Genomic DNA, 11799 nt, shown 5'->3' on the forward strand with positions numbered 1-11799 from the left:
CCTTCGCTCTCCGAGCTACGGCGGACAAGTCGCTCATGAGGGCTACGAATTCCTGCATCTTGGCACACGCACGCATCTCACATACGCTTCGCCTCAGCCCGCACCATCAATCATAACAAGCGGGCATCGAGGAAATAGCCATGGAATCCATCCGCGTCTGCACCCATGCAGGGCCGGGCTCCGAGCCCGTCATCCGCACCGTGCCGTGGCCGAAGGTCGGCCGCAAGGCCGCGTTGATCAAGGTCGGCGCCTGCGGGGTCTGCGGCACTGATCTGCATATCCTCAAGGGACATTGGCCGAAGCCGCTGCCCTGGCCTTTCACGCTCGGCCACGAGCTCGGCGGTGTCATCGTCGAATGCGGCGAGGAGTTCACCGAGGACTTCATGAGCAAGCCGCTCAAGGTCGGATCAAAAGTGATGATCCCGCCGCTGATGCCCTGCGGCCATTGCTATTACTGCATCCATTATCCGCAAACGGCCAACAAGTGCCTGACGCCGGTCTATTACGGCCGCTATCTCGGCTTCGACAAGGCGCCGCACATGTGGGGCGGCTGGGCCGAATATGTCTATGTCGATCTCGAGATGCTGCCGGGCACCAAGATCTACAAATTGCCCGACGACATGTCGCTGCGCCTCGGTGCTCTCTCCGAGCCGCTGACCTCCTGCATCCGCGCCTTCAACCGCGCCAGCCGCGCCGGTGGTTTTTCCTGGGGCGACACGGTGGTGATCCAGGGATCGGGCCCGATCGGCATTCTCGCGGTCGCGGCTGCGAAGGAGATGGGGGCAGGGCGCGTGATCTGCGTCGGTGCGCCCGAGGAGCCGCGGCTCAAGCTGGCGCGCGAGTTCGGCGCGCAGGCGACCGTGAACATCGAGGAGATCAGATCGCCGCAGGAGCGCATCGCGCGTGTGCGCGAGATCGTCGGCGGCTTCGGGGCTGATCTGGTGATGGACTGCTCGGGGCACCCCACCGCCGGCCCCGAAGGCATCGAGATGCTGCGCGACGGCGGCACCTATGTCGAGATGGGCCAGTTCACCGATGCCGGCTCGATCGACACCTCGTGGCACCGCATCTGCACCAAGGACCTCAACGTGCTCGGGTCCTGGGGCTTCACCGGCAATGACCTGCCGCTCGGCGTCGACATGCTCTATCGCACGGCGGGCAAATATCCCTGGCTGAAGATGCAGACGATCTATCCGTTCACGGAGGAAGGCGTCGCGCAGGCGGTGAAGGACGCCATGGCGATGAAGACGGTGAAGTCGACCATCGTGCCGTGGCCCGAATTGGTGGAATAGAAGATGCCGTCGATCCCGCACGATCTCGCGGCGTTCCTGGTCGAGGCCAAGCGGCGCACCTATGCCGGCCTCGACGACGACGCGACGGTGGCCGCGCCGCTGCTCGCCGGCTCAAAACAGCTCGAGCATCGCGCGCCGCCTTACGCTTATCGCGATATCTATTTCGGGATGGGATTTTTCGTCGGGCAGGAGACCGTCTCCCGGGACGACCGCGTCATCTCGTCGATGAGTTACAGCGGTGGCGCCCGTGCCGAGATCACGGACCGGGACACTTTCCTCGCGATCTACAAATTCCTGCGTCACGCGCTGCTGGCTGTGAGCGTCGAGCAGCCATACCGCGGACCGCGCCGGTTCGAACAGGCGGGGATGCTCTACCGCAACGAGGTCGAAGGCGCGCTCGATCGTTTTCATGGGGTCGAGACGATTGCGCGGCAGGATGGCACGCAGTTGTATGAGCTGCGCTTCAGTGGCGGCTTGCTGCGATAGACGATCCCGTAGCCCGGACGAGCGAAGCGACATCCGGGGACACCGGCCCTGCTTTCCGTTTTGCTCCATGCGGGCAACGAGACGGAATTACGGAATGAAGGACGCGATGACAAACGAACAGACACCCGACCGAACCCCACGCGCCTCCTCCCCCTTCAACGCCATCCGCGCGATCGACTACACCGTCATCTTCGTGCGCGACATGGCGGCGATGCGCCGCTTCTATGAGAACATCCTCGCCTTTCCCCTGCTGCGCGAGCTGTCGCCGAACCGGATCGAGTTTGGCTTGGGCAGCAACACGCTGGCGCTGGCGCGACCGAGCCGAACCGCCGCCGATGCGCCGACGCCGCCGGGCAGTGCTTCGCTGCAGCTGGCGTTCAAGGTCTCCGCGGCCGAGGTCGATGCATGCGCCGACGAACTCGTTCGGCAGGGTGTCGCGCTGGTGTCGCCGCCGACCAACCAGTCGTTCGGGCATCGCACGCTGTTCTTCCGCGACCCCGACGGCAATCTTCTGGAGATCTATGCCGAGATTTAGCGGTTACCGTCCCGTCGCCCGAAAAGTTCCACCGGAAATCCCCGACTTATTCACGCCGCGGTGAAACTTAGGTCCAGGTTGCGGCTTTCAGTTCCCAGGAGAGCGATCGTGAAGCGAATCCTGAAACCCGTCACTTACGTGCTAGCTGCCATCTACTTCGTGGTGGATGCTGTCTTCATGGCCGTGGCGCGGCCAATAGCGCGCTGGGTCGGACGGCATTTCGAATTCAGGCGTTTGCGCACCTGGATCAGATCGCTGTCGCCTTATGCGTCGCTCGCTCTGTTCTCCGTGCCCGTCATCGTTCTGGAGCCGGTCAAGCCGGTCGCTGCTTATCTCACCGCAACCGGTCAGTTCCTGAGCGGCGCGGTAACGTTCATTGTCGGCGAATTGCTCAAGCTGGTGCTGGTCGAGCGCTTGTTTCATCTCACACGCGACAAGCTGATGCGAATTCGCGCCTTTGCATGGGCTTACGGAAAATACGCCGGGGCGAAGGCGTGGCTGCAGGCGACCGAAGCTTGGCGCGCCATCCGGGCGCTGGCCCGTGCGGTCAAGGACGCTGTTGCGCGCGTGAGAGCCAGGCTGGTCGGCAGCTTCAGCGGACTGGCGGCCTCCAGGGATTAGACCGCGCAGGCGCGCTGCGCGCTATGCGACCTTGCGCTTTGCTGCGGTTGCCTTGTCCCCGGTATTCGGCGTGCCGGTCGGCTCGATGAGCAGGAGATGAACCTCCTCGCGCGCCACCGGGCGATGCTCGACGCCTTTGGGCACGACGTAGAGTTCGCCCGGACCAAGCGTCACCGTGCGATCCCGCAACTCGATGTCCAGATTGCCCTTCAGGACGAGAAAGAAATCATCGGTGTCCTCGTGCCTGTGCCAGGTGAACTCGCCCTTCACCTTCACCACCATCACGTCGCAATCGTTGAAGGTCGTGACCGTGCGCGGCGACCAATGATCCTCAAAGGTCGCCAGCTTGTCGGCGAGCGATATGCTACCTGTCATGTTTTCTCCGTTGCTCTCTCGTGAGGCACGATTTGGGATCGCGGGGCGGGTGCGACAAGACCGTCCTCGTTGACCGGTCGATCTTGCCGTACCGATGCGGTCCGAGATCTCGCCGCAGCCGGCTATTTGACGCATCCGGTCAACATGGCCTGCGCCCATTCGGGGCGGTTGTTGGCCAGCGCGCGCGCCGATGCGGCGTCCCAATCATATTCGAGGGCCAGCAGCTCGACCTGCCAGCCCCTCTTTTTCTTCGTGAGGATCGCATAGCGGGCGTGAGGCGAGCGGTGCTCCAGGTTTGCGGCAAACGGAATGTCCGCGAAGACGGGGCAACCAACGCTTCCCGGATTGAGAACCAGGCAGTCGCCCGGTCCCTGAACCGCGGCCTGGCGGTGGCTATGGCCACACAGCACCACGCGCGCCGTCGGCTCGCTTGCGAGGCGCGTCGCCAGCACCTCGCGGCGTGCCGGGACAAAGCGGCCGTCGTCGAGCGATTCTTCCAGCAGGCACGCCGTATCGTTGTCGGGCGTGCCGTGGCAGGCGAGGATCCCGTCGTCGAGACGAATTTGCGAGGGCAGGCCATGGAGCGCGCGTCGTTGCTCCGCAGTCAATGCGCGACGCGCAAACAGGCCTGCCGGCGAGAGTTTGTCGTCCGGAAACTCCTCGATCCAGCGGTCATGGTTTCCGCGCACGGTCGGCAACGCCAGCGATTGCAGGGCTTCGAAAGTCTCTTTCGGCCACAAAGGGCTGGTGACGCAATCGCCGAGGTTCACGGTGCAATCGACGCCACGCGCCTTGATGTCGGCCAGCACGGCCTCCAACGCAGCAAGGTTGCCGTGGATGTCGGAAATGACTCCCAATCGCATCGTTGCGCTCCCCCTCTAACTCGGTTCGATCTCGGCCCATTTGCCTTGCCGCCGGACCCCGTTGCGCCGATGTTAATCAAGGTGGCCGCAAAAATCCGCTGCAACCTCTGAGGCGCGGCTCTTTTCGCGAAGCCATGCATCATTGGCATGGTGATTTCCGAACTCTTGGCGTAAAGAGCACCCAGATCAAATCCAGCGTGCGGCCGGGCCGTTTGCCGCGCACGCGAGCTCAGGCCCCTCGGCTCACCGTTTGCGCGCCTGAATTAACCAAGGTTCTCCATCCCGTGTCTTTTCCGGCCCTGACCCCGCCGCTCGCCCGCGCTTTGGCCGAGCGGAACTATGATTCACCGACCCCCGTTCAGCTCGCCGTGCTCGCGGACGAAGCCGCCGGCCGCGACCTGCTGGTTTCGGCCCAGACCGGCTCCGGCAAGACCCTCGCTTATGGCCTCGCCATGGCCAAGGATCTGCTCGGCGATGCCGAGCGGTTCGAGCGGGCGGCCGCACCGCTCGCCCTGATCGTGGCGCCGACCCGCGAGCTCGCGATGCAGGTTCAGCGCGAACTCGCCTGGATCTACCAGCATGCGGAGACACGCGTCGTCTCCTGCGTCGGCGGCATGGATCCGCGCCGCGAGCAGCGCGAGCTTGCCGCGGGCGCTCACATCGTCGTCGGCACGCCCGGCCGGCTATGCGATCATTTGCGCCGCGGCCGTCTCGACATCTCGGAATTGAAAGCGGTCGTCCTCGACGAGGCCGACGAGATGCTCAATCTCGGCTTTCGCGAGGACATGGAGTTCATCCTCGAGACCACGCCGGAGACGCGCCGCACCCTGCTGTTCTCGGCGACCTTTCCGCGCGGCATCGTCGCGCTCGCCAAGCAATATCAGCAGCAGGCGTTCCGGATCGAAGTCGCCGGCGACGAAGGCGGTCATGCCGATATCGAGTACCGCGCCATCCGGATCGCACCCGCCGATGCCGAGCATGCGGTCGTCAACGTGCTGCGCTTCTACGAGGCGCCGAGCGCGCTGGTGTTTTGCAGCACGCGCGATCACGTCAGGCATTTGCAGGCGGCGCTCCTGGAGCGTGGATTTTCCGTCGTCGCTCTGTCGGGTGAATTGACGCAGAACGAACGGACCATGGCGTTGCAGTCGCTGCGTGACGGCCGCGCGCGCGTTTGCGTCGCCACCGACGTTGCCGCCCGCGGTATCGACCTGCCGAGCCTCGACCTCGTCATTCATGCCGACCTGCCCAACGACGCCGAGGTGATGCAGCACCGCTCGGGCCGAACCGGGCGCGCCGGACGCAAGGGGACCAGCGTCCTGCTGGTGCCGCCCGCCCGCCGGCGTCGCGCAGAGCTGCTGCTCAATCTCGCAGGTGTCGATGCCGACTGGGGCACGGCGCCGCAGGCGGACGAAATCCGCAAGCTCGACCATGAGCGCATGAAGGACGTGCTGTTCACCGAGGAGACGACGGCGGACGATCTGGTGCTGGCCCAGGCGCTGCTGGCCGAGCGGTCGGCCGAGGATATCGCAGCTGCCTTGGCGCGGCTTTATCGCGCGCGGCTGCCGTCGCCCGAGGACATCCTCGATCCCGGCGAGCGCAGCGGCCGGCCGCGCGATGATCGCGGTCGGGACAATGTTCGCACGCCGCGCGACGATGGCCGCACCTCACGCGGCGACGATCGCCCTGCGGGGCCGCGATCGAAATCAGGCAAATCCTCGCCGCGTCACGGCATGGGAGAGGCCAGCGTCTGGTTCCGCGCCAACATCGGACGACGCAAGAATGCGGAAGCGCGCTGGCTGCTGCCGATGATCTGCCGTCGCGGCGGCATCGACAAGGGCGATATCGGCGCCATCAAGATCATGGACACCACGACCGAGTTCGAGATTTCCGAGCGGGTCGCGGAGTCTTTCGCGGTCAAGATCAAGCGTCCGGACAAGGAAGACAATATCCGCCTCGAGCCGATGGCGGGCGCGCCGCAGCAACAGGCGCCTGCGGAGGAGCGGTCACACCCGCCCCGGCGCGAGAGCCGCGACAGCGATCATCGGGAACGTCGCGAGGATCGTCCACGCGACAAGAGTGAATTCAAGCCGCGCAGCAAGCCGCAGGGCGAGCGCGGGCCGAAATTCGCCGATGCTCCGTCCTTCGGCAAGAAGCACAAGAACAAGCCGGGTCACGCAGAGCCGTCGGTCACGCCGTGGCCCGCGAAGGGCGCGCCTGGAAAGAAGCCGAAGAAGAAAAAGCATCGCGGCTGAACCGGCACCGTTCAGCGCAGACGACAATGATGCCGCCGGGTTGCACCGGCGACATCATCTGAGAAGTCGGGTGTGAGCTCAGCGGCCACCGCCGCCACCACCACCACCACCGCCGCCGCCGCCACCACCGCCGCCGGCATCGCGCATCGACGAGCTGTAGCGCGGGTCGGTCTGCTTCATGTAGGTCGGCGAGGTATCGCGGACGGGAATGACGCTGCTGCGGGAGCGGCCGGGGTTCGGCTGCTCGAAGACGATGCCACAGCCTTCGAAAAAGGCGAACTGGCAGCCATCGGTTCGGTGGGGCGCCGCGTTGGCGCTGGTCGCGGCGAACGCGCTCGTCGCAACGCATGCAATCAAGGCAATCTTCGACAACGTGAGCTTCATGGATATTCTCCAGCCTCGGTTCGGCGAGACCGGAACGGCTCGCACACACCTTCGACGGAGCGCCACCTGACCCGGTTCGAGGGCGCGGCTTCACGCCCGCGTGAGCCGGCCGGCCGGCGAGGGACATTACACCGCGGTAAGGTCGCGCAGCATGTACGTCGAGCCTTCGCCATAGGATGCCAGCTTTGCGCGCAGTGCCGCGTCCGCCGTGACGGGCCGAAAGCCGAGACGTTGCCACAGCGGCCGCGTGGCATAGACCGAGACCAGCGCGAGCGTTGCGATGCCTGACGCACGCGCCAACTGTTCAACATCAGCAACATAGGGGCGCACGACGCCGCCGCGAAAGTCGGGCAGGACCGCGACGTCATGGACGTAGAGGCAATCCGCATCGTCAGGCAGTCGTGCGAGCAAGCCGTCGAGCGGCGGGATCCGGTATTGCTTCCAGGGATGCGCGAGACCGTAGCCGGCGATCTCGTCGCCCGCGACCAGCACGCGGCATCCGTCGGGATAGAGCCGCATCTTCTCCGCGAGCACCTCGGGGCTCTCAGGAAGAGCGGGATGAATTTGCGTCGCGATCGCGCTGATCGCGGGCAGGTCGGATGCGTGCGCGGGACGCCAATGCGGCTTGCTCATGTCTTTCCGTCTCGGTTGACCCAGTTTATTCCGCCGCGTCGGCGCGCGCAGCGAAAAATATCTTTGCCGCCATCTCAGGAATACGACGCCGCGTGCGGCGTCCTACCCATGCAAGCCAATTGCATGACAGGAGATATCATGACGTCCTCGATCCGCCTCGCGCTCTCGCTGGCACTCTCGCTCGCGATCGTTCCCGCCGCCTTCGCCGCACCGCCGACCAAGACCGGCAAGACCGACAAGGGCAACGTGCTCACCGATGCCAAGGGCATGACGCTCTACACCTTCGACAAGGACGCGGACGGCAAGTCCGCCTGCAACGGTCCATGCGCGACGAACTGGCCGGTGCTGAAGGCCGAGGCGAGCGATGCGGCCGGTGACGGCTACATCATCATCACCCGCGACGACGGCTCGAAACAGTGGGCCTACAAGGGCAAGCCGCTCTACACCTTCGCCAAGGACCAGAAGCCCGGCGACGTCACCGGCGACGGCTTCTTGAACGGCGCCTGGCATCTGGCGATGCCGTAACGGCGCATCTATCTCGGATATTCGAGCTGCATCGCGACGAAGTCGGCCGTGCGCGAGCCGTAGCGCGCGTCGATGGCGGATAGCGTCTGGTCCAGCGCTCGCGCCGGCGGCAAACCGGCGGCGGCCGGCGGCGTCAGCTTTGCCGGCCAGTCGGCCGCGATCTTGTCCGGCAGGATGCGGAGACCGCCGCGGCTCGTCTGCGGCTCTGCCGTGGCAGCGAAGGTGAGGGCACGCGAGCGATAGGTGCGCGACCACGCATCGGCGATTAGCGCAAGCGAGACCTCGTCGATGCCTGGCGTCAGCGCGATTCCGAGTTGCTCGCGGTTCCAGAATGCGAGCGTGTTGGCGATCGCCGTCAGCGCGAACGGGCGCGTGAACTGGAACGCCGCGCTGCGATGGCGCGCATTCCACTCCGCAAGACCGATGTCGCGGGCGACCGCCTCGGCCCTGGCGCGGCCGGCGATGGCCTCGACCAGGGTCAGGGCCATCGGCATGGACGCGGTGATGCCGGTCGTCGTCGCGACGCCGCGCTCGACCACCAGCCTGCGGTCCGCGACATAGCGGATCGCGGAATGCTTCTGCAGATCGCGCACCGAATACCAGTGCGTGGTGGCCTGCCGGCCGTCGAGCAGCCCGGTGTTGGCAACGACCTTGGCGCCGACGCAGACGCCGACGATGATCGCGCCCTTGCCGGCCTGGCTTCTGATCCATTGCAGGGCGACCGCATCGTCTTCGCGGCTCATCGCGGGCACGATCACGTAGTCGGCGCCGTCGGGATGCGCAGCGTCGAACTCGGCGATGGTCGCATGCGGCTGCACTTTCAGCGCGGGATAGAGCGTGACGGGTCCGGGCTGCGTCGCCAATGTGAGGACGTCGGCGACATCGGCGCGCGCGAGGATGCCGTAGGGCATCAGATAGTCTGTCGTCTCGGTCATGTCGTTGATGCCGACGATGGCGATCAGCGGGCGTTCGCGCTTCGGCGGCTTCAGCGCCGCAAGCGTCGCCTCGGTCTCGTCCCTGGAAATTGCGGGCGCGGCTCCCCGAGCCGGAGTGCCTGGCAGCAGGAACAGCCAGGTTCCGCCGATCGCCGCCAGCAGCGCCACGCAGCCGAGGCCGCTCAACGCCAGAACGCGCCATGTCATGATGATGTCACCCGAACCTCGTTGCTTCACGCGAGGCGGAAGCTAACCCTTGGCAACGACATCAGGAATGACGCAGATCCGGCAAAAACGGCCATCCGCGTGCGCGAGACTATCTCAGCCCCTCATACACCATCAGCCCGCGTGCGATCTGCAATTTGCGGATCGCGCGCGGCAGCAGCTTCTCCGGCTGGTGCAGATAGCGCCAGGAGGTGAGGGTGAAGGTTGAAAGCGCGCCGCATTCGTCGTCGAACGGCGCGAGCACGCCTGTCACGCTCACCGGCGTGTGCGGGCGGGCGTTGAAGGGCAGCAGCAACAGCTCGAGATAGGCCTTGCTGCCGTCCTCGCGCGCGGCCGTGATGCCGGCGATCGCACCTAACGCCTCGTCGGCGACGATGGTCGTGATCTCCTCGATCTCGCCGCGGCTCGCGGCCGTGAACAGCGCCGCAAAGCTCTGGTCCTTGAGGTCACACCCCGCGAGCGCACAGACGCGCGTGCCCGCGACGCGGAAGGGAAAGCCGAGATTGGGCTCGCAGGAGAGGACAAAAATGTCGCCGAGCAGGCCGCGGACCGCGGCCGGATCGATGTCGGCCCTATCAGGGGCCCGTGCGGCGCCGCGCTTCTTGTCCCAATACGCGAAGAACGCGCGGCTCGACGGATGTTTCATGTCTGAACGCTTATCCCGGGGTGCAACCTCGAAGGGACAAAGCTGTCCCGCTTCAGTGCACCCGCGATCCCTTGTGATGTTGTGCAGGAGGGGATTTGCAGCGTCCATGCCGGGAGGGCGTTTTCGCCCTCGTTAAGGCAGTCTTTGCGTCGTTAACGTTAAATTAACTATGGCCTTTGCGCCTCACGCGTCGCTGCTATGGTGATCGCAGTCGCAAGCCTCGCCGCTTTCATCCAGGTTCTCGGCGGGGTCTGTACACAGGGCGTCAAACAGCTTGGTCACGGGCCGCGGGGAGGGGTGGGGATACACCTTCATTCCTCCGGCACCGGAAGGCCGACACGGACAGGCAGGGCTTCCCAGGGCCCTGCCTTTTCCTTTTCAGCCGCCGGCTTTCGTGCCCCGGAGCCGGGGCCCATGTCGCGGGCTCAACCGACGAAGAGCTGGGTCCCGGCTCTGCGGCGCGTCACTTCGTGCCGCGCCTGGTCCGGGACACTAGCGTTCCGTGTCCCGGACGCGCTGCAGCGCATAGCGCTGCTGCGCAGAGCCGGGACCCAGTCAGTTTGCCAGCGAGTTCAGGTCTTCCGTCAGGTCGCGCCAGTCCGGATTGAGGTCTTCGATCAGCTTGAGCTTCCAGGCGCGCCGCCATCGCTTCAGCGAATGCTCGCGCGCTCTCGCTTCGAGGATGGACTCGTAGCTCTCGAAATAGACCAGCAACGTGACCCCGTATTGCTTCGTAAACCCGGGGACGCGCTTCGCCTTGTGTGCGGCCATCCGGCGCGCGAGGTCGTTGGTGACGCCGACGTACAATGTGCCGTTTCGCTGGCTTGCGAGGATGTAGACGAAGAATGCGGTTGGCATCGGCGTGAACCAGAAAGTAGAAACTACCTAGAATTGCATGGTTCGAGCTTGCCGCCAATCTGGGTCCCGGCTCTGCGGCGCGTCACTTCGTGCCGCGCCTGGTCCGGGACACGGGCTGGGCTGGTTTCATGCCCCGGACGCAGTGCGGCGCTTCTTCAGCGCTGCACTGCTGAGCCGGGGCCCAGCGTCGCGTCCGACATCGAAATGAGACGCCGTTTTACGATTTCCTTTTGTGCACTTGCGCAAGGCCGGCAAAGGCGACTATCTCCAAACGGATCGTTCCGATCGCGCCTGAAAGCGAAGCTGCCTTGGATTCCCCGCACGATTCTCCGCCGCAGGATTCTCAGCCCGGCCTGCCGGCCGCCCATGAGGAGGCTCCGCGCGAGCCGGTCCTGACGCTGCCTGTGGCGCTGACCGCCTATATCGTCCTGCTGGCGGTGATCCATCTGCGGGTGCTGCTGCCGGCGGAGCTCGAGAACTGGACCATCGACGTCTTCGGCTTCATCCCGAAGCGATACGATTCCTCGCTGCTCAATCTGCAGATCCCGGGCGGGTCGGGCGCCAAGGTCTGGACGTTCGTCACCTATTCGCTGCTGCACGCCAATCTGACCCATCTCGGCTTCAACGTGCTCTGGCTCTTGCCGTTCGGCAGCGCGCTGGCGCGGCGGTTCGGCGCGGTCAGGTTCTTTCTGTTTCTGGCGGTGACGGCGGCGGCCGGCGCGCTCGCCCATCTCGTCACCCATGAGCACGCGGTGGCGCCGATGATCGGCGCCTCCGCCTCGGTGTCGGGCGCGATGGCAGCCGCGATCCGCTTCGCCTTCGTGCGCGGCAGCTTCCTGTCGTTCAACCGGTCGGACGCCGATACCGCAGCAAAGGTTCCGGCGCTGCCGCTATCGCGTGCGCTGCGCGACGGGCGGGTGGTCGGCTTCCTCGCCGTGTGGTTCGGCGTCAACATCATCTTCGGCGTCGGTGCGATCGGCATCGATTCCGAAACCACGAGCGTGGCCTGGCAGGCGCATATCGGCGGCTTCTTCGCCGGCCTGCTGCTGTTCGCCCTGTTCGATCCCGTGCCGCGCGTGCGAAACGATGCTGCGGATGCGTCATCACAGGACGTTTCAGACCGTATTTGAAGCGGCGCTTGCGGCGCGGCCCGAATTCATCCATCATTT

General features: G+C 65.3%; 14 protein-coding genes. 7 read left to right on the plus strand and 7 right to left on the minus strand.

From position 1 onward, the window contains the following. The first annotated feature begins 140 nt into the window (after nucleotides 1-140). The 4 genes from GDN70_RS15750 (at nucleotide 141) to GDN70_RS15765 (ending at nucleotide 2934) form a co-directional block, all read left to right on the plus strand. The gene (locus GDN70_RS15750) at nucleotides 141-1292 is read left to right on the plus strand and encodes a zinc-binding dehydrogenase (RefSeq protein ID WP_152102750.1); all 1152 of its coding nucleotides are present in this window, start codon (nucleotides 141-143) and stop codon (nucleotides 1290-1292) included. Between the two features lie 3 nt (nucleotides 1293-1295). Continuing rightward, complete coding sequence (locus GDN70_RS15755; RefSeq protein WP_152102751.1) at nucleotides 1296-1778, plus strand: DUF5680 domain-containing protein; 483 nt, start codon at nucleotides 1296-1298, stop codon at nucleotides 1776-1778. A gap of 106 nt (nucleotides 1779-1884) precedes the next feature. After that, nucleotides 1885-2313 carry a VOC family protein gene (locus GDN70_RS15760; protein WP_152102752.1) on the plus strand — a complete coding sequence of 143 codons (429 nt, stop codon included), beginning with the start codon at nucleotides 1885-1887 and terminating at the stop codon, nucleotides 2311-2313. 108 nt (nucleotides 2314-2421) lie between these two features. Beyond that, entirely contained in the window at nucleotides 2422-2934 is a 513-nt protein-coding gene (locus tag GDN70_RS15765) for a hypothetical protein (protein ID WP_038972398.1), read from the plus strand. 21 nt (nucleotides 2935-2955) lie between these two features. Here GDN70_RS15765 and GDN70_RS15770 read toward each other — a convergent pair whose 3' ends face one another. Both GDN70_RS15770 and GDN70_RS15775 read right to left on the minus strand, forming a co-directional pair. Then, nucleotides 2956-3309 carry a cupin domain-containing protein gene (locus GDN70_RS15770; RefSeq protein WP_152102753.1) on the minus strand — a complete coding sequence of 118 codons (354 nt, stop codon included), beginning with the start codon at nucleotides 3307-3309 and terminating at the stop codon, nucleotides 2956-2958. Nucleotides 3310-3431: 122 nt separating this feature from the next. After that, a complete protein-coding gene (locus tag GDN70_RS15775) occupies nucleotides 3432-4172 on the minus strand; it encodes a metallophosphoesterase (protein WP_038972397.1) in 741 nt (246 codons plus the stop codon). A 284-nt stretch (nucleotides 4173-4456) separates the two neighbouring features. Here GDN70_RS15775 and GDN70_RS15780 point away from each other — a divergent pair, with 284 nt between their 5' ends. Then, nucleotides 4457-6424, plus strand: coding sequence for a DEAD/DEAH box helicase (locus GDN70_RS15780; protein ID WP_097668556.1), 1968 nt, complete (start codon nucleotides 4457-4459; stop codon nucleotides 6422-6424). A gap of 78 nt (nucleotides 6425-6502) precedes the next feature. Here the strand turns inward: GDN70_RS15780 and GDN70_RS15785 are convergent, their stop codons facing one another. Beyond that, a complete protein-coding gene (locus GDN70_RS15785; RefSeq protein ID WP_038949894.1) occupies nucleotides 6503-6808 on the minus strand; it encodes a hypothetical protein in 306 nt (101 codons plus the stop codon). Between the two features lie 126 nt (nucleotides 6809-6934). Further along, nucleotides 6935-7441 (minus strand): GNAT family N-acetyltransferase, encoded by a 507-nt coding sequence (locus GDN70_RS15790; protein WP_097668557.1) that lies wholly within the window; start codon nucleotides 7439-7441, stop codon nucleotides 6935-6937. A gap of 138 nt (nucleotides 7442-7579) precedes the next feature. On the opposite strand from GDN70_RS15790, the gene GDN70_RS15795 reads away from it, so the two are divergent. Further along, a complete protein-coding gene (locus GDN70_RS15795; protein WP_173015819.1) occupies nucleotides 7580-7966 on the plus strand; it encodes a hypothetical protein in 387 nt (128 codons plus the stop codon). 8 nt (nucleotides 7967-7974) lie between these two features. On the opposite strand, the gene GDN70_RS15800 is transcribed toward GDN70_RS15795, so the two are convergent. From GDN70_RS15800 to GDN70_RS15810, 3 genes are all read right to left on the minus strand, one after another. Continuing rightward, nucleotides 7975-9108: a DJ-1/PfpI family protein gene (locus GDN70_RS15800; protein WP_173015820.1), complete on the minus strand. Its 1134-nt coding sequence runs from the start codon at nucleotides 9106-9108 to the stop codon at nucleotides 7975-7977. 109 nt (nucleotides 9109-9217) lie between these two features. Continuing rightward, on the minus strand, nucleotides 9218-9772 hold the full coding sequence (locus GDN70_RS15805) for a PAS domain-containing protein (RefSeq protein ID WP_018322140.1): 555 nt from the start codon (nucleotides 9770-9772) through the stop codon (nucleotides 9218-9220). 555 nt (nucleotides 9773-10327) lie between these two features. After that, on the minus strand, nucleotides 10328-10630 hold the full coding sequence (locus GDN70_RS15810; RefSeq protein WP_028141126.1) for a GIY-YIG nuclease family protein: 303 nt from the start codon (nucleotides 10628-10630) through the stop codon (nucleotides 10328-10330). 308 nt (nucleotides 10631-10938) lie between these two features. On the opposite strand from GDN70_RS15810, the gene GDN70_RS15815 reads away from it, so the two are divergent. Then, nucleotides 10939-11760: a rhomboid family intramembrane serine protease gene (locus GDN70_RS15815; protein WP_028141125.1), complete on the plus strand. Its 822-nt coding sequence runs from the start codon at nucleotides 10939-10941 to the stop codon at nucleotides 11758-11760. The last annotated feature ends 39 nt before the right edge of the window (nucleotides 11761-11799 follow it).

The organism is Bradyrhizobium sp. TM102, from assembly GCF_009176685.1.
Classification (GTDB): Bacteria; Pseudomonadota; Alphaproteobacteria; order Rhizobiales; family Xanthobacteraceae; genus Bradyrhizobium; species Bradyrhizobium ottawaense.